A 16,795-nucleotide genomic window follows, 5' to 3' on the forward strand; every position below is an offset into this window, starting at 1 on the left:
ACCATGAAGCCACAGCCTCAGAAGTAATAAAGATGGCTTCTTACAACTCCCTTTGTATATTTTTCAATCAATTATTTCTTTTCCTGCATAAACGGCCCTATTGTCGCACTGACCGGTCAAAATTGGGAGTAGGTGGTACTAGCGTATAGTCCATAAAAGAAAAACGCCACGTAAAAACGTGGCGTTCGCTGGCTTTATTTGCGTTACGAGCGTTTCATCATGTCGAAGAAATCGTCGTTGGTTTTGGTCATCGCCAGTTTGTTAATGAGGAATTCCATCGCGTCAATTTCACCCATTGGATGGATGATTTTGCGCAGGATCCACATTTTCTGCAGCTCTTCCTGAGTGGTGAGCAGCTCTTCTTTACGGGTACCGGAACGGTTGTAGTCGATAGCCGGGAAGACGCGTTTTTCAGCGATCTTACGAGAGAGGTGCAGTTCCATGTTGCCTGTACCTTTAAACTCTTCGTAAATCACTTCGTCCATTTTGGAACCGGTATCGATCAGCGCCGTCGCGATGATGGTCAGGCTGCCGCCCTCTTCCACGTTACGTGCAGCACCGAAGAAGCGTTTCGGACGATGCAGGGCGTTAGCATCCACACCACCGGTCAGCACTTTACCAGACGCTGGCACCACGGTGTTGTAGGCACGCGCCAGACGGGTGATGGAGTCGAGCAGGATGATCACGTCTTTCTTGTGCTCAACCAGGCGTTTTGCCTTCTCGATAACCATTTCCGCAACCTGAACGTGGCGAGAGGCTGGCTCATCGAAGGTTGAAGCAACCACTTCACCTTTAACCAGACGCTGCATCTCGGTCACTTCTTCCGGACGTTCGTCAATCAGCAGCACCATCAGCACACAGTCTGGGTGGTTATAGGCGATGCTCTGCGCGATGTTCTGCAGCAGCATGGTTTTACCCGCTTTTGGCGGCGCCACAATCAGACCACGCTGGCCGCGACCAATAGGTGATGCCAGATCCAGAACACGCGCGGTTAAGTCTTCGGTAGAACCGTTACCACGCTCCATGCGCAGGCGAGAGTTCGCGTGCAGCGGCGTTAAGTTCTCAAAGAGGATCTTATTACGCGAGTTTTCAGGTTTGTCGAAGTTAACTTCATTGACTTTCAACAGCGCAAAGTAGCGTTCACCCTCTTTAGGAGGACGAATCTTACCTGAAATGGTGTCACCAGTGCGGAGGTTGAAACGGCGGATTTGGCTGGGGGATACGTAGATGTCGTCAGGGCCGGCGAGGTAGGAGCTGTCTGCAGAGCGGAGGAAACCAAATCCGTCTTGCAATATCTCCAGCACACCGTCGCCAAAGATATCTTCGCCACTCTTAGCGTGCTGCTTCAGGATGGCGAAAATGATGTCCTGCTTGCGCATACGAGCCTGGTTTTCCAGCCCCATATTTTCGCCGAGAGTGATCAGCTCAGAAACCGGCGTATTCTTTAATTCGGTAAGATTCATAATGGTGTGGGTTCTTAAACTCGGGGTGATTCTCGAACTTAATGTTGTGAATGGTATGGCAGGGTCATCCATGCCTGTTTAGCGGCCATCAACTCATGTCTGTTCGCTGTCTGGTCACAGGGAAAGAACGCAGAACTGAAACGACAAGACGGATTGAGTGACAAGCCCGGAATTTAGCCACTTCACGCACTGGATATGTCAACAGCGGGAAGTATCGGGTAAAACAAGATTCAAACAACAAGATATGTTTAAAACGAAGTCATAGCTAACTTAGCACGACTTCAGCCGGGCGTCCAGAGTTCCAGATCATTTAGCCGGGAGCTCTGAACGCGCAGCGGAGAAACCTTACGCCAGGTTAGCGTCCAGGAACTCTTTCAGTTGACCTTTGGACAGCGCGCCCACTTTGGTCGCCGCCACTTCGCCGTTTTTGAACAGCAGCAGGGTCGGAATGCCACGGATACCGTATTTTGGTGCGGTGCCCGGGTTCTGGTCGATGTTCAGCTTGGCAACGGTCAGTTTGCCCTGATATTCGTCGGCGATCTCATCCAGAATCGGGGCGATCATTTTGCAAGGACCACACCATTCAGCCCAGAAATCGACGAGGATCAGCCCGTCAGCCTTAAGTACGTCCGTGTCAAAACTGTCGTCAGTCAGGTGAATAATTTTATCGCTCATATATAACTCCACAGGAATAAGCCTGGTACGTTGGTTTTGTCTCCACCAACGACGTGTTGATGTCGCATTAACCAACTAAAGGTTGACTTTATTTCACCGGATACGCTTTCGTAAAGCAATAGTAAGCTGATATTCTACCACACTATGAGCAAAACACATTTAACAGAACAGAAGTTTTCCGACTTCGCGCTGCACCCGAAGGTGATTGAAGCCCTTGAAAATAAAGGGTTTCATAACTGCACGCCCATTCAGGCCCTCGCGCTGCCGCTGACGCTGGCCGGTCGCGATGTTGCCGGGCAGGCGCAAACCGGTACCGGCAAAACGATGGCGTTTTTAACGTCAACGTTTCATTATTTACTTTCTCACCCAGCGATTGCAGACCGCAAAGTTAACCAGCCGCGCGCGCTAATTATGGCCCCGACGCGAGAACTGGCGGTACAGATCCATGCAGACGCTGAACCCCTGGCGCAGGCTACCGGCCTGAAGCTGGGTCTGGCCTATGGCGGCGACGGCTACGATAAACAGCTGAAAGTGCTGGAAAGCGGTGTGGATATCCTGATCGGTACCACCGGCCGTCTTATCGACTACGCTAAACAGAACCACATTAACCTCGGTGCAATCCAGGTTGTGGTGCTCGATGAAGCTGACCGCATGTACGATCTGGGCTTCATTAAAGACATCCGCTGGCTGTTCCGCCGTATGCCTCCGGCTAACCAGCGCCTGAATATGCTGTTCTCTGCAACCCTCTCCTACCGTGTGCGCGAACTGGCGTTCGAACAGATGAACAACGCCGAGTACGTGGAAGTGGAACCGGAGCAGAAAACGGGTCACCGCATTAAAGAAGAGCTCTTCTATCCTTCCAATGAAGAGAAAATGCGTCTGCTGCAAACGCTGATCGAAGAAGAGTGGCCCGATCGCGCCATTATCTTCGCGAACACCAAACACCGTTGTGAAGACATCTGGGGCCATCTGGCTGCAGACGGTCACCGTGTTGGCCTGCTGACCGGCGACGTGGCGCAGAAAAAACGCCTGCGCATTCTTGAAGAATTTACCCGTGGCGATCTCGATATTCTGGTCGCAACCGACGTGGCGGCACGTGGTTTACACATTCCGGCCGTAACGCACGTCTTTAACTACGATCTGCCAGACGACTGCGAAGACTACGTACACCGTATCGGTCGTACCGGTCGTGCGGGCGCAAGCGGTCACTCGATTAGCCTTGCGTGTGAAGAGTATGCGCTGAATCTTCCAGCCATTGAGACTTATATCGGTCACTCTATTCCGCAGAGCAAATACAATCCGGAAGCGCTGTTAAGCGAACTGCCGCCGCCTAAGCGTCTAACCCGCCCACGCTCCGGCAATGGTCCGCGTCGTTCAGGCGGCGCACCGCGTAATCGTCGTCGTTCAGGTTAAAAAATATGCTCAGCTCCACCTCGCTTTATGCGGCAATTGATCTCGGTTCGAATAGTTTTCATATGCTGGTTGTGCGCGAGGTGGCGGGAAGCATACAAACGCTGACGCGCATTAAGCGCAAGGTCCGCCTCGCGGCGGGCCTGAGCAGCGACAATCACCTCTCACCTGAAGCCATGGAACGTGGCTGGCAGTGTCTGCGACTCTTTGCCGAGCGTCTGCAGGATATCCCGCATGCCCAAATCACCGTGGTCGCCACTGCGACACTCCGCCTGGCGGTTAACGCCGTGGATTTTATTGCCAGAGCGCAGGAAATTCTCGGTTGTCCGGTTCAGGTTATCAGCGGTGAAGAAGAAGCTCGCCTGATTTATCAGGGTGTTGCACACACCACGGGGGGTGACGATCGTCGCCTGGTAGTGGATATCGGCGGTGCCAGTACCGAGCTTGTTACCGGCACCGGCGCGCAGGCAACGTCGCTGTTCAGCCTGTCGATGGGCTGCGTAACCTGGCTTGAGCGCTACTTTACCGATCGTAATCTGGGTAAAGAGAACTTCGACGAGGCAGAGAACGCCGCGCGCGAAGTGTTACGCCCGGTGATGGACGAGCTGCGCTATCACGGCTGGAAAGTCTGCGTGGGTGCCTCGGGTACCGTGCAGGCCCTGCAGGAAATCATGATGGCGCAGGGAATGGACGAGCGGATTACGCTTGCCAAACTTCAGCAGCTGAAACAGCGCGCCATTCAGTGCGGACGCCTGGAAGAGCTGGAAATTGAAGGCCTGACGCTGGAGCGCGCGCTGGTTTTCCCGAGCGGGCTGGCCATTCTTATCGCTATTTTCACCGAGCTGAACATCCAGTGTATGACCCTGGCCGGCGGCGCGCTGCGCGAAGGTCTGGTCTACGGGATGCTGCATCTGTCGGTCGATCAGGACATCCGCAGCCGTACCCTGCGCAACGTGCAGCGTCGTTTTCTGGTTGATATCGATCAGGCAGGACGCGTATCGCAGCTGGCGTCACGCTTCGCCGATCAGGTCGCTAACGTCTGGGATCTTGATCCTCTGAGCCGGGATTTATTGCTAAGCGCCTGTGCGCTACATGAAGTGGGGCTGAGCATTGATTTTAAGCAGGCACCTGCTCACGCAGCGTATCTGGTGCGCAACCTGGATTTACCGGGCTATACACCCGCGCAGAAAAAATTGCTGGCAACGCTGTTGCTGAACCAGACCAATGCCGTTGACCTCTCGTCTTTGCATCAGCAAAACGCCGTACCGCCGCGCGTGGCCGAGCATCTGTGCCGCCTGCTGCGTCTGGCGATCCTGTTTGCCAGCCGCCGCCGCGATGATTTGCTGCCCGCCATTAGTCTGGTGGCCGATGACGAGAAGCTTTCGCTGACGTTACCGGAGAACTGGATTGATCGTCACCCGCTTGGGGCAGAGATGATCGAGCAGGAGTGCCAGTGGCAGAGCTATGTGCACTGGGTGCTGGAAGTGAAGTAATACGCTGAACATTGCCGGGTGGCGGCTTCGCCTTACCCGGCCTACTCATCATTATCCTTTCTCTTTGGCTTTTGCCAGCATGGCGCGGATATTTGCCACGTTAGCCTGCCCCTTGTGCATCCGCTCTTCTGCGGTAATCACTTTGCGCTCCTGTTCCCAAATCACGTCATCCTGCGGCAGCTCCAGCAGGAAACGGCTCGGCTCCGGGCGGACAAGTTCGCCATACTGACGGCGCTCTTTACACAATGTGAACGTCAGCTCTTTCTGCGCGCGGGTGATCCCCACGTAGGCCAGGCGGCGCTCCTCGTCGACGTTGTCTTCATCAATGCTGCTCTGATGCGGTAACAACCCCTCTTCCATACCGACCAGATAGACATACGGGAACTCCAGACCTTTTGACGCGTGCAGCGTCATCAGCTGTACCTGATCGGCCTCTTCTTCGCTCTCGCCCCGCTCCATCATGTCGCGCAGGGTAAAGCGGGTGACCACCTGCGTCAGGGTCATCGGCTCGTCGATTTCAGAGCCTTCCAGCATTTCGGTCATCCAGCTGAAGAGCTGGTTAACGTTCTTCATGCGCATCTCAGCCGCTTTCGGGCTGGCCGAAGTTTCGTACAGCCAGGACTCATAGTCGATGCCGTGAATAAGATCGCGCACCGCCGCCACCGGCTCGCGCTCCGCGAGACGTTGCACTTCGCCAAGCCAGTGGGTGAATCGCGTTAATGAATCATACCCGCGTCCGGTTAACGTCTGGCTCAGCCCCATGTCGAAGCTGGCGGTAAACATACTTTTGTTGCGGGTCATCGCCCACTCGCCGAGCTTTTGCAGCGTCGCCGGGCCAATCTCGCGTTTTGGCGTATTCACGATGCGCAGAAACGCGCTGTCGTCATCCGGATTCGTGAGCACGCGCAGGTAGGCCAGCAGATCTTTGATTTCTGGTCGTGAGAAGAACGACGTGCCGCCCGAGATTTTGTACGGAATACGGTTCTGCATCAGCATCTTTTCAAAGACGCGCGACTGGTGATTGCCGCGATAGAGGATCGCGTAATCCTTATATTCGGTTTTGTTGACGAAGTGGTGGGCGATGAGTTCGCCCGTCACGCGCTCCGCTTCATGATCCTCATTGTTGGCGCTGAGCACTTTCAGCTCCGTGCCGTAACCCAGTTCGGAGAAGAGACGCTTCTCAAACACGTGCGGGTTATTGGCAATCAGGATGTTAGCTGCTTTCAGGATACGCCCGGAGGAGCGATAGTTCTGCTCCAGCTTAATCACCTGCAGCGCCGGGAAATCTTTGCTCAGCAGCACCAGGTTTTGCGGGCGCGCGCCGCGCCAGGAGTAAATTGACTGGTCGTCGTCGCCTACCACGGTAAAACGCGCGCGCTGCCCCACCAGCAGCTTCACCAGCTCGTACTGGCTGGTGTTGGTGTCCTGATACTCATCCACCAGCAGGTAACGGATTTTGTTCTGCCAGCGCTCGCGCACCTCTTCATTGCGCTGCAGCAGCAGCGTCGGCAGCAGGATCAGGTCGTCGAAGTCCAGCACGTTGCACGCTTTCATATGTGCATCGTACAGACCGTAGCAGTGGGCGAAGATGCGATCCCGTTCGCCTTTGGCGATCGCCGCGGCCTGGGCCGGCGTCATCAGATCGTTTTTCCAGTTCGAGATCGTCGAGATCAGCTGCTGCAACAGCACTTTATCATCTTCGATCAGCCCCTCGGTGAGCTCTTTGAGCAGCGCCACCTGATCGGTGTCATCGAAGAGCGAGAAGTTGGACTTCATTCCCAGCGCCGCATACTCGCGTTTGATGATATCCAGCCCCAGCGTGTGGAAGGTGGAGATCATCAGGCCGCGCGCCTCTTTACGGCCCAGCGTCTGACCGACACGCTCTTTCATCTCGCGCGCCGCTTTATTGGTAAAGGTGACCGCCGCAATGTGTCGCGCCTGATACCCGCAGTTGTGGATCAGATGGGCGATTTTGTTGGTGATCACGCGGGTTTTACCCGAACCGGCCCCTGCCAGCACCAGGCATGGTCCAGTAACGAATTCGACCGCTTGTTGTTGTCCAGGGTTTAAACGCATGGGAGTATTGCTCAATCTTCGAACGGGGTGTGGATTGTAGCAGAAAGCCGGGCGCAGATTTACCGGCTAATGATAAAGTGGAGAAATCGCGTTTAACCCTTAGAGCAGAACCATGAAAAAGACCGCAGCAGCCCTGCATATTCTGGTAAAAGAAGAGAAACTGGCCCAGGAGATCCTGGCCAGGCTGGAGCGCGGCATCAGCTTTGATCATCTGGCGAAGCGTTACTCTAAATGCCCGTCCGGGCGCAATGGCGGTGATCTTGGGGAGTTTCAACAAGGTGCGATGGTCGGCCCGTTCGATCAGGCGGTCTTTAGCTGCCCGCTTCTGAAGCCCTACGGCCCGGTTAAAACCAAATTTGGCTACCATATCATTAAGGTGCTTTATCGCCGCTGACGCGTGGTATATTGCGCCCCGATTTATCTCAACCTATTCAAGGCACGATCATGGCAAAAACAGCAGCAGCACTGCATATTCTTGTTAAAGAAGAGAAACTGGCTCTGGATCTTCTGGAGCAGATCAAAAACGGCGCCGACTTCGGCAAACTGGCGAAGAAGCACTCTATCTGTCCGTCAGGCAAACGCGGCGGCGATCTGGGTGAATTCCGCCAGGGTCAGATGGTACCGGCGTTCGATAAAGTGGTCTTCTCCTGCCCGGTGCTGGAGCCAACGGGCCCGCTGCACACGCAGTTCGGCTACCACGTGATTAAAGTGCTGTATCGCAAATAAAAAAGCCGGGTGGCGGCTGCGCCTTACCCGGCCTACATCTTACGGTTTTGTAGGTCGGGTAAGCGAAGCGCCACCCGACAAGATTGTTAGCCCGCTACCGCGATACGCTTCATATCGGTCATGTAGCCACGCAGTTTGTGACCCACTTTCTCGATCTGGTGGCTGCGAATCGCTTCGTTCACGTCGCGCAGCTGCGCGTTGTCCACGGCACCTTCAGCAATCGCTTTGCCCAGATCGCCCGTCTGCAGAGTGGTCATAAACTCTTTCAGCAGCGGTACGCAGGCGTAAGAGAACAGGTAGTTACCGTATTCTGCGGTATCAGAGATCACCACGTTCATTTCGTACAGACGCTTACGGGCGATGGTGTTCGCAATCAGCGGCAGCTCGTGCAGTGATTCGTAGTACGCAGACTCTTCGATGATGCCGGAATCGACCATGGTTTCGAACGCCAGCTCAACGCCTGCTTTCACCATCGCGATCATCAGGACGCCTTTATCGAAGTACTCCTGCTCGCCGATTTTACCTTCATACTGCGGCGCGGTTTCGAACGCGGTTTTACCGGTCTCTTCACGCCAGGTCAGCAGTTTCTTATCGTCGTTCGCCCAGTCCGCCATCATACCGGAAGAGAACTCGCCGGAGATGATGTCGTCCATGTGTTTCTGGAACAGCGGCGCCATGATGGTTTTCAGCTGTTCAGACAGCGCGTAAGCACGCAGTTTTGCCGGGTTGGACAGACGGTCCATCATCAGCGTAATACCGCCCTGCTTCAGCGCTTCGGTGATGGTTTCCCAGCCGAACTGAATCAGTTTTTCCGCGTAGGCCGGGTCAGTACCTTCTTCCACCAGCTTGTCGAAGCACAGCAGAGAACCGGCCTGCAGCATGCCGCACAGAATGGTCTGCTCACCCATCAGGTCAGATTTCACTTCGGCAACGAAGGACGATTCCAGCACGCCCGCACGGTGGCCGCCGGTCGCCGCTGCCCATGCTTTGGCAATCGCCATGCCTTCGCCTTTCGGATCGTTTTCCGGGTGAACTGCGATAAGCGTCGGCACGCCGAAGCCACGCTTGTACTCTTCGCGTACTTCCGTACCTGGACACTTCGGTGCCACCATCACTACGGTGATGTCTTTACGGATCTGCTCGCCCACTTCAACGATGTTGAAGCCGTGGGAGTAACCCAGCGCGGCGCCGTCTTTCATCAGCGGCTGTACGGAACGCACAACGTCTGAGTGCTGTTTGTCCGGGGTCAGGTTAACCACCAGATCCGCCTGCGGGATCAGCTCTTCGTAGGTACCCACTTTGAAGCCGTTTTCGGTCGCTTTACGCCAGGAAGCACGCTTCTCGGCAATCGCTTCTTTACGCAGGGCGTAGGAGATATCCAGACCGGAGTCACGCATGTTCAGGCCCTGGTTCAGACCCTGTGCGCCACAGCCGACGATGACCACTTTTTTACCCTGAAGGTAGCTCGCGCCATCGGCAAATTCGTCGCGCGCCATGAAGCGGCATTTGCCCAGCTGCGCCAGCTGCTGGCGCAAGTTCAGTGTATTAAAGTAGTTAGCCATGGGTGATACCTCGTGATGTTGTGTGTCTTATTGTTCGGTTCGCGTTTCAGCGAGAATGTACCCACATTACAACAGGAAATTTATTGCGGAAATTGATATATTCACAACGTCACGTTGCAATTTTTGCAATATAAAAAGAGGGAGTGGAATCAGTGGATTTACGCGATCTGAAAATGTTCCTGCACCTGGCGGAAAGCCGTCACTTTGGCCGCAGCGCGCGGGCGATGCACGTTAGCCCCTCCACGCTTTCGCGCCAGATCCAGCGCCTCGAGGAAGACCTCGGCCAGCCGCTGTTCGTGCGCGACAACCGTACCGTCACCCTCACGGAAGCGGGCGAAGAGTTGCGCATTTTTGCCCAGCAGACGCTGTTGCAGTACCAGCAGCTGCGTCACTCGATTGACCAGCAGGGGCCGTCGCTTTCCGGTGAGCTGCATATTTTCTGCTCCGTGACCGCCGCCTATAGCCATCTGCCGCCCATTCTCGACCGCTTCCGCGCGGCGCATCCGTCGGTTGAAATTAAACTCACCACCGGCGACGCCTCCGACGCAATGGAGAAAGTGGTGACGGGCGAAGCGGATCTCGCCATTGCCGGGAAGCCGGAAACCCTGCCGGGTGCGGTAGCGTTCTCAATGCTGGAGAATCTGGCAGTAGTACTGATTGCCCCCGCCCTGCCCTGCCCGGTGCGTAATCAGGTGTCGGTGGAAAAACCGGACTGGTCCACGGTGCCGTTTATCATGGCCGATCAGGGGCCGGTGCGTCGTCGCATCGAGCTGTGGTTCCGCCGTCAGAAAATCAGCAACCCGTCGATTTACGCCACGGTTAGCGGCCATGAGGCGATGGTGTCGATGGTGGCGCTGGGCTGCGGCGTGGCGCTGCTGCCGGAAGTGGTGCTGGAAAATAGCCCGGAACCGGTGCGCAATCGCGTGATGATTCTGGAGCGCAGCGACGAGAAGACGCCGTTTGAGCTTGGCGTGTGCGCACAAAAAAAGCGGCTGCATGAGCCGCTTATTGATGCGTTCTGGACGATATTGCCGAACCACTAAAGCCGGGTGGCGCTGCGCTTACCCGGCCGGACCTTAGCCCGCGAGGAAGAAGCGGAAGGCCGGGTTATGGGTTTCGTCGTGACACTCATAGCCCAGCTCGTTCAGCCGCGTTTCGAAATCCGGTTCATGCTCGCCCAGTTCAAACGCCGCCAGCACGCGGCCGTAGTCGGTGCCGTGGCTGCGGTAGTGGAACAGAGAGATGTTCCAGTGCGTGCCCAGCGTGTGCAAGAACTTGAGCAGCGCGCCCGGCGATTCCGGGAACTCGAAGCTGAACAGACGTTCCCTGAGCGGCTTCGATGGACGCCCGCCAACCATGTAGCGCACGTGCAGCTTCGCCATCTCGTCGTCAGAGAGATCGACCACGCTATAGCCGCCCTCATGCAGCAGGTTGAGGATCTCTTTGCGCTCCTCCACGCCGCGGCTCAGGCGCACGCCGACAAAAATACAGGCGTCTTTGGCATCGGCAAAACGGTAGTTAAATTCCGTCACAGAACGACCGCCCAGCAGCTGACAGAACTTCAGGAAGCTGCCCTTCTCTTCCGGGATGGTCACCGCCAGCAGTGCTTCACGCTGTTCGCCCAGCTCGCAGCGCTCGGAAACGTAGCGCAGACCGTGGAAGTTCACGTTGGCACCAGACAGCACGTGCGCCAGCCGCTCGCCGCGAATGTTGTGCTGCGCGATGTATTTTTTCATCCCCGCCAGCGCCAGCGCGCCGGAAGGTTCCGCCACCGCGCGCACATCCTCGAACAGATCTTTCATCGCCGCGCAGATGGCATCGCTATCCACCGTGACGATATCGTCGAGATATTCCTGGCACAGGCGGAAGGTTTCATCCCCAATGCGCTTCACCGCCACGCCCTCGGCAAACAGCCCGACGCGCGGCAGATCTACCGGGTGACCCGCATCCAGCGCCGCTTTCAGGCAGGCAGAGTCTTCCGCTTCAACGGCGATGACTTTGATCTGCGGCATCAGCTGTTTGATCAGCACCGCCACGCCCGCGGCCAGGCCGCCGCCGCCGACCGGCACAAACACGCGGTCGAGATGGGCATCCTGCTGCAGCAGTTCAAGCGCCAGCGTCCCCTGCCCGGCAATAACCATCGGATGGTCGAACGGCGGCACCCAGGTGAACCCCTGCTGCTGCGCCAGCTCGATCGCTTTGGCTTTCGCTTCGTCAAAGTTGGCGCCGTGGAGCAGCACTTCGCCGCCGAAACCGCGTACCGCATCGACTTTGATGTCGGCGGTAGCGACCGGCATCACGATCAGCGCTTTCAGACCTAAACGGGCCGAAGAGAAAGCTACACCCTGCGCGTGGTTGCCCGCTGAGGCGGTAATCACGCCGCGCGCTTTCTGCTCGTCGGTCAGCCCGGCCATCATCGCGTAGGCGCCGCGCAGCTTGAAGCTGTGCACCGGCTGACGGTCTTCGCGCTTGACCAGGATCACGTTGTCGAGGCGCGAAGAGAGTTTTTCCATTTTCTGCAGGGGTGTGACCTGCACGGCTTCATAGACCGGCGCGCGCAGCACCGCTCTGAGGTATTCCGCCCCCTCGGGGGCGGCGGATAAGGGTTGCGACTCGGCCATCATTAGCCCCCAAGTTTAGATTTATCGCGCACCGCGCCTTTATCTGCACTGGTGGCAAGGCTCGCGTAGGCGCGCAGGGCGAAGGAGACTTCGCGCTGGCGGTCTTTCGGCGTCCAGGCTTTGTCGCCGCGGGCTTCCTGCGCTTCACGACGGGCCGCAATTTCCTGGTCGCTCAGCTTGAGCTGAATGCCGCGATTCGGAATGTCGATTTCGATCAGGTCGCCGTCTTCGATGATGGCGATGTTGCCGCCGCTTGCCGCTTCCGGCGAAACGTGACCGATAGAGAGGCCGGAGGTGCCGCCGGAGAAACGTCCGTCGGTGATCAGCGCGCAGGCTTTACCGAGGCCCATCGATTTCAGGAAGGTGGTTGGGTAGAGCATCTCCTGCATGCCCGGGCCGCCTTTCGGCCCTTCATAACGGATGACAACCACGTCGCCTTCCACCACTTTGCCGCCGAGGATGGCGTCTACCGCTTCATCCTGGCTTTCGTACACTTTCGCCGGGCCGGTGAATTTCAGGATGCTGTCGTCCACGCCAGCGGTCTTCACGATGCAGCCGTTTTCCGCAAAGTTACCGTACAGCACGGCCAGGCCGCCGTCTTTGCTGTAGGCGTGTTCCAGCGAGCGGATGCAGCCTTCGGCGCGGTCATCGTCCAGGGTGTCCCAGCGACAGTCCTGCGAGAATGCCTGGGTGGTGCGAATACCGGCAGGACCCGCGCGGAACATTTTTTTCACCGCGTCGTCTTTGGTCAGCATCACGTCGTACTGGTCCAACGATTCCGGCAACGTCAGGCCGAGGACGTTTTTCACGTCTCGGTTCAGCAGCCCGGCGCGATCCAGCTCGCCGAGGATACCGATGACGCCACCGGCACGGTGCACGTCTTCCATGTGGTACTTCTGCGTACTCGGCGCGACCTTACACAGCTGCGGCACTTTACGGGACAGCTTGTCGATGTCGCTCATGGTGAAGTCGATTTCGGCTTCCTGCGCGGCGGCCAGCAGGTGCAGAACGGTATTGGTGGAACCGCCCATGGCGATATCCAGCGTCATGGCGTTCTCGAACGCCGCTTTGCTGGCGATGCTGCGCGGCAGCGCGCTGGCGTCATCCTGCTCGTAGTAGCGTTTGGTCAGCTCAACGATACGTTTACCGGCATTGAGGAACAGCTGCTTACGGTCGGCGTGGGTCGCCAGCAGCGAGCCGTTGCCCGGCTGAGAAAGACCCAGCGCTTCGGTCAGGCAGTTCATGGAGTTCGCAGTGAACATCCCGGAACAGGAGCCGCAGGTCGGGCACGCGGAGCGCTCAACCTGATCGCTCTGCTCGTCAGAGACTTTCGGGTCCGCGCCCTGGATCATCGCATCAACCAGGTCGAGCTTGATGATTTTGTCGGAGAGCTTGGTTTTCCCCGCTTCCATTGGGCCACCGGAGACGAAGATCACCGGAATATTCAGGCGCAGGGAGGCCATCAGCATCCCCGGGGTGATTTTGTCGCAGTTGGAGATACAGACCATTGCATCGGCGCAGTGGGCGTTAACCATGTACTCCACCGAGTCGGCGATCAGCTCGCGCGACGGCAGTGAATAGAGCATGCCCCCGTGCCCCATCGCGATACCGTCATCCACCGCAATGGTGTTGAACTCTTTCGCCACGCCGCCGGAGGCCTCGATTTGCTCGGCAACCAGCTTACCCAGATCGCGCAGGTGCACGTGGCCCGGAACGAACTGGGTGAAGGAGTTCACCACGGCGATAATCGGCTTACCGAAATCGGCGTCGGTCATTCCGGTGGCGCGCCACAGTGCGCGGGCACCCGCCATGTTACGGCCGTGGGTGGTGGTGGCTGAACGATACTTAGGCATGCTTTATTTACTCCCGTCTGACTATGTAATGGGACGGTGCGTGCCGTCCCAAATTTATACTTAGTGATTAACCTGATCCAACCAGCCGTATTTATCTTCTGTTTCGCCGGTGAAGAGGCCAAAGAACGCTTGCTGAATGCGTTTGGTGACCGGGCCACAGCGGCCTTCGCCCACCTGGATACCGTCTACGCTGCGCACCGGCGTGATTTCAGCCGCGGTACCGGACATAAAGACTTCATCGGCCAGATACAGGGATTCGCGGGACAGCACCTGCTCGCGCACTTCGATACCCAGATCTTTCGCCAGCTTGATGATGGCATCACGGGTGATGCCCGGCAGCGCGGACGAGGTGAACGGCGGCGTGAACAGGATGCCGTCTTTCACTTCAAACAGGTTTTCACCCGCACCTTCTGAGATGTAGCCGTTTACGTCCAGGGCGATACCTTCCTGATAGCCGTGACGGCGCGCTTCGCTACCGACCAGCAGTGAAGAGAGGTAGTTACCGCCAGCTTTCGCGGCGGTCGGGATGGTGTTTGGCGCAACGCGATTCCAGGAAGAGACCATTGCGTCGATCCCCTGCTCCAGGGCTTCTGCCCCCAGGTAGGCACCCCATGGGAACGCGGCAATGATCACATCCGTGGTATAGCCAGCGGGCGGGTTCACGCCCATACCGACGTCGCCCACAAACACCAGCGGACGAATATAGGCGCTGGTCAGGTTGTTCTTACGGATCACGTCGCGGCAGGCTTCCATCAGCTCGTCGACGCTCTGGGAAACCGGGAAACGATAAATTTTGGCTGAGTCATGCAGACGCTGCATGTGTTCGCGATGGCGGAACACCACTGGCCCTTTGTGAGAATCGTAGCAGCGGATGCCTTCAAACACGGAGGTACCGTAATGCAGCGCGTGGGACATCACGTGGACCTTCGCGTCCTCCCAGCGAACCATCTCACCGTTGAACCAAATGTAATCAGCTTTTTTTGTCGTCATTTTTTCGTCCTGTCACGCTTAAGCGCGGATTTGTTGTGATGTGGTTGTGCTCTGGCAGATGGCAACATGGGCAACGTCTACCAGCTTTGATAACTGACTAAACAGTAAGTCGACCGACCGCGGGCTGGCAACGGTTAATTCGATACTGATATTCCGGGCGTCAGTGGCCGTCTCCATATTCATAGAGCAAATCTGAAAACCACGATGACGCACCACGCGCAAAACGCGTTCTAAGGTTTCCGGGTTGAAGCGAGCCTGTACGGCGACCTGATGCTGCATCATGATAATTTCTCCATCATTTGTGAGTTACTGGCACCAGGCGGTACCAGCGGCCAGACGTTCTCGAGTTCATCGATTGAGACATGAAGCAGGTAAGGCCCATCGCTGTTCAGCATGGTGTCGAGCGCCGCTTCAACCTGATCTTTACGGGTGATGTGCTGACCAGGAATGCCAAAGGCGCTGGCCAGGGTGAGGAAATCGGGGTTATCGGTGAGCGTCGTTTCGCTGTAACGCTCCTGGAAGAACAGCTGTTGCCACTGGCGAACCATCCCTAAACGCTGGTTGTCGAGCAAGACGATTTTCAGCGGCAACTGCTTGCGCTTAACGGTGCCGAGCTCCTGAACGTTCATCATGAAGGAGCCGTCACCGGAGATACAGATAACGGTATCGTTCGGGCGGGCAACCTGTGCGCCAACGGCGGCTGGCAGACCGAAGCCCATCGTCCCTAACCCGCTTGAAGTGATGAAGTTCTCCGGACGGGTGTAGGTCATGTGCTGGGCTGACCACATCTGATGCTGGCCTACGTCGGTGGTGACGACGCTGTCAGCCGGTTTACGGTCGGACAACTGCTTCAACAGCAGCGGCGCGTAGATAGCCTCGCCGGGGTGGTCGTAACGCCAGGCGTGCTCGGCGCGCATGTCTGCGGTGTGCTGACGCCATGCATTGATATCCAGCGGCTGCTGCAATGCCGGTAACAGCGCGTTGAGATCGCCCTGCAGGGCAACGTGCGCCTGACGCAGCTTGTTCATCTCCGCCGGGTCGATATCCATATGGATCACTTTGGCGTTCGGCGCAAAGGTATTCAGCTTGCCGGTGACGCGGTCGTCAAAACGGGCACCTACGGCGATGAGCAGATCGCACGCCTGCACCGCCAGGTTTGCCGCTTTGGTGCCGTGCATCCCCAGCATGCCCAGATAGTATGGGTAATCCGCGTCGACAGCACCGAGACCTTTCAGCGTGCAGGTCGCTGGCATCTGCGTTGTTGCGATAAATTCGCGCAGGGCTGGAACGGCCTGCGCCATGCCGACGCCACCGCCGACGTACAGCATCGGCTGTTTCGCCTGCGCCAGCATCTGGCGAGCCTCTTCAACTTCCGCATCCGGAAACGCATTGTCGCTTTCAACGGTTGAGAAGTGCGGTTCCAAATCGCCGAATGCCACCTGGATATCTTTCGGGATATCGACCAGAACCGGACCAGGACGGCCTGAGTTTGCCACTTCGAACGCTTCTGCCATTACGCGCGGCAGCTCTTCCAGAGACTGGACGAGGAAGCTGTGTTTGGTGCAGGCCAGCGATAAACCGAGGACGTCGACTTCCTGGAAAGCGTCGGTACCGATGAACGGAGACGCCACCTGCCCGGTGATGGCGACAACGGGAACGGAATCCAACAGCGCGTCAGCCAGGCCGGTGATGAGGTTAGTTGCGCCCGGGCCTGACGTCGCCATACACACGCCCGTTTTACCTGTCGCGCGGGCATAGCCGATGGCTGCCATCGCTGCGCCCTGCTCGTGTCGGCACAAGAGATGTTCCACGCCGCCGTCATACAGTGCATCGTAAATCGGCATAATTGCGCCACCCGGATAACCGAATACTGTCTCGACTCCCTGCGCGCGCAACGCATGTACTACCCACTGTGCCCCATTCATA

Annotated in this window: 14 protein-coding genes; 5 read left to right on the forward strand and 9 right to left on the reverse strand. The window is 57.1% G+C overall.

The window, feature by feature from the left end; all coding sequences use genetic code 11:
• Positions 1–203: 203 nt before the first annotated feature.
• Entirely contained in the window at positions 204–1,463 is a 1,260-nt protein-coding gene (gene rho / locus ACMGG5_RS05155; protein WP_008501566.1) for a transcription termination factor Rho, read from the reverse strand.
• A 345-nt stretch (positions 1,464–1,808) separates the two neighbouring features.
• Positions 1,809–2,138 (reverse strand): thioredoxin TrxA, encoded by a 330-nt coding sequence (trxA, locus tag ACMGG5_RS05160; RefSeq protein ID WP_006179218.1) that lies wholly within the window; start codon positions 2,136–2,138, stop codon positions 1,809–1,811.
• 144 nt (positions 2,139–2,282) lie between these two features.
• Here trxA and rhlB point away from each other — a divergent pair, with 144 nt between their 5' ends.
• The gene (gene rhlB, locus ACMGG5_RS05165) at positions 2,283–3,551 is read left to right on the forward strand and encodes an ATP-dependent RNA helicase RhlB (RefSeq protein WP_021242834.1); all 1,269 of its coding nucleotides are present in this window, start codon (positions 2,283–2,285) and stop codon (positions 3,549–3,551) included.
• Between the two features lie 5 nt (positions 3,552–3,556).
• Entirely contained in the window at positions 3,557–5,041 is a 1,485-nt protein-coding gene (gene gppA / locus ACMGG5_RS05170) for a guanosine-5'-triphosphate,3'-diphosphate diphosphatase (protein WP_024907961.1), read from the forward strand.
• Positions 5,042–5,092: 51 nt separating this feature from the next.
• On the opposite strand, the gene rep is transcribed toward gppA, so the two are convergent.
• Positions 5,093–7,117: a DNA helicase Rep gene (rep, locus tag ACMGG5_RS05175; RefSeq protein ID WP_032646096.1), complete on the reverse strand. Its 2,025-nt coding sequence runs from the start codon at positions 7,115–7,117 to the stop codon at positions 5,093–5,095.
• A gap of 112 nt (positions 7,118–7,229) precedes the next feature.
• On the opposite strand from rep, the gene ppiC (ACMGG5_RS05180) reads away from it, so the two are divergent.
• Both ppiC (ACMGG5_RS05180) and ppiC (ACMGG5_RS05185) read left to right on the forward strand, forming a co-directional pair.
• Positions 7,230–7,511 carry a peptidylprolyl isomerase PpiC gene (gene ppiC / locus ACMGG5_RS05180; protein ID WP_048989374.1) on the forward strand — a complete coding sequence of 94 codons (282 nt, stop codon included), beginning with the start codon at positions 7,230–7,232 and terminating at the stop codon, positions 7,509–7,511.
• A gap of 50 nt (positions 7,512–7,561) precedes the next feature.
• Positions 7,562–7,843, forward strand: a complete 282-nt coding sequence (gene ppiC, locus ACMGG5_RS05185; protein WP_008501570.1) for a peptidylprolyl isomerase PpiC — start codon at positions 7,562–7,564, stop codon at positions 7,841–7,843.
• An 86-nt stretch (positions 7,844–7,929) separates the two neighbouring features.
• Here ppiC (ACMGG5_RS05185) and ilvC read toward each other — a convergent pair whose 3' ends face one another.
• Positions 7,930–9,405 (reverse strand): ketol-acid reductoisomerase, encoded by a 1,476-nt coding sequence (ilvC, locus tag ACMGG5_RS05190; RefSeq protein WP_021242831.1) that lies wholly within the window; start codon positions 9,403–9,405, stop codon positions 7,930–7,932.
• Positions 9,406–9,557: 152 nt separating this feature from the next.
• Between ilvC and ilvY the strand changes: the two genes are divergently transcribed.
• Positions 9,558–10,448: an HTH-type transcriptional activator IlvY gene (gene ilvY, locus ACMGG5_RS05195; protein WP_023333829.1), complete on the forward strand. Its 891-nt coding sequence runs from the start codon at positions 9,558–9,560 to the stop codon at positions 10,446–10,448.
• A 33-nt stretch (positions 10,449–10,481) separates the two neighbouring features.
• Here ilvY and ilvA read toward each other — a convergent pair whose 3' ends face one another.
• From ilvA to ilvG, 5 genes are read right to left on the reverse strand one after another with little or no spacing between them, the layout of a single operon-like run.
• Entirely contained in the window at positions 10,482–12,026 is a 1,545-nt protein-coding gene (gene ilvA / locus ACMGG5_RS05200; protein ID WP_024907958.1) for a threonine ammonia-lyase, biosynthetic, read from the reverse strand.
• Positions 12,027–12,028: 2 nt separating this feature from the next.
• Complete coding sequence (ilvD, locus tag ACMGG5_RS05205) at positions 12,029–13,879, reverse strand: dihydroxy-acid dehydratase (RefSeq protein WP_045909248.1); 1,851 nt, start codon at positions 13,877–13,879, stop codon at positions 12,029–12,031.
• Between the two features lie 60 nt (positions 13,880–13,939).
• Entirely contained in the window at positions 13,940–14,869 is a 930-nt protein-coding gene (gene ilvE, locus ACMGG5_RS05210; RefSeq protein ID WP_023309654.1) for a branched-chain-amino-acid transaminase, read from the reverse strand.
• Between the two features lie 18 nt (positions 14,870–14,887).
• Positions 14,888–15,151 carry an acetolactate synthase 2 small subunit gene (ilvM, locus tag ACMGG5_RS05215; protein ID WP_024907956.1) on the reverse strand — a complete coding sequence of 88 codons (264 nt, stop codon included), beginning with the start codon at positions 15,149–15,151 and terminating at the stop codon, positions 14,888–14,890.
• A complete protein-coding gene (gene ilvG / locus ACMGG5_RS05220; protein ID WP_061716304.1) occupies positions 15,148–16,794 on the reverse strand; it encodes an acetolactate synthase 2 catalytic subunit in 1,647 nt (548 codons plus the stop codon). The genes ilvM and ilvG overlap by 4 nt, the downstream gene beginning before the upstream one ends.
• Position 16,795: the final 1 nt, after the last annotated feature.

The organism is Enterobacter sp. BNK-34, assembly GCF_048684445.1.
GTDB lineage: Bacteria > Pseudomonadota > Gammaproteobacteria > Enterobacterales > Enterobacteriaceae > Enterobacter > Enterobacter pseudoroggenkampii.

What these genes read in the sequence shown, in the direction of transcription:
- rho (WP_008501566.1), bottom strand. Translation starts at nt 1,463, where the DNA reads ATGAATCTTACCGAATTAAAGAATACGCCGGTTTCTGAGCTGATCACT.
- trxA (WP_006179218.1), bottom strand. Translation starts at nt 2,138, where the DNA reads ATGAGCGATAAAATTATTCACCTGACTGACGACAGTTTTGACACGGAC.
- rhlB (WP_021242834.1), top strand. Translation starts at nt 2,283, where the DNA reads ATGAGCAAAACACATTTAACAGAACAGAAGTTTTCCGACTTCGCGCTG.
- gppA (WP_024907961.1), top strand. Translation starts at nt 3,557, where the DNA reads ATGCTCAGCTCCACCTCGCTTTATGCGGCAATTGATCTCGGTTCGAAT.
- rep (WP_032646096.1), bottom strand. Translation starts at nt 7,117, where the DNA reads ATGCGTTTAAACCCTGGACAACAACAAGCGGTCGAATTCGTTACTGGA.
- ppiC (WP_048989374.1), top strand. Translation starts at nt 7,230, where the DNA reads ATGAAAAAGACCGCAGCAGCCCTGCATATTCTGGTAAAAGAAGAGAAA.
- ppiC (WP_008501570.1), top strand. Translation starts at nt 7,562, where the DNA reads ATGGCAAAAACAGCAGCAGCACTGCATATTCTTGTTAAAGAAGAGAAA.
- ilvC (WP_021242831.1), bottom strand. Translation starts at nt 9,405, where the DNA reads ATGGCTAACTACTTTAATACACTGAACTTGCGCCAGCAGCTGGCGCAG.
- ilvA (WP_024907958.1), bottom strand. Translation starts at nt 12,026, where the DNA reads ATGGCCGAGTCGCAACCCTTATCCGCCGCCCCCGAGGGGGCGGAATAC.
- ilvD (WP_045909248.1), bottom strand. Translation starts at nt 13,879, where the DNA reads ATGCCTAAGTATCGTTCAGCCACCACCACCCACGGCCGTAACATGGCG.
- ilvE (WP_023309654.1), bottom strand. Translation starts at nt 14,869, where the DNA reads ATGACGACAAAAAAAGCTGATTACATTTGGTTCAACGGTGAGATGGTT.
- ilvM (WP_024907956.1), bottom strand. Translation starts at nt 15,151, where the DNA reads ATGATGCAGCATCAGGTCGCCGTACAGGCTCGCTTCAACCCGGAAACC.
- ilvG (WP_061716304.1), bottom strand. Translation starts at nt 16,794, where the DNA reads ATGAATGGGGCACAGTGGGTAGTACATGCGTTGCGCGCGCAGGGAGTC.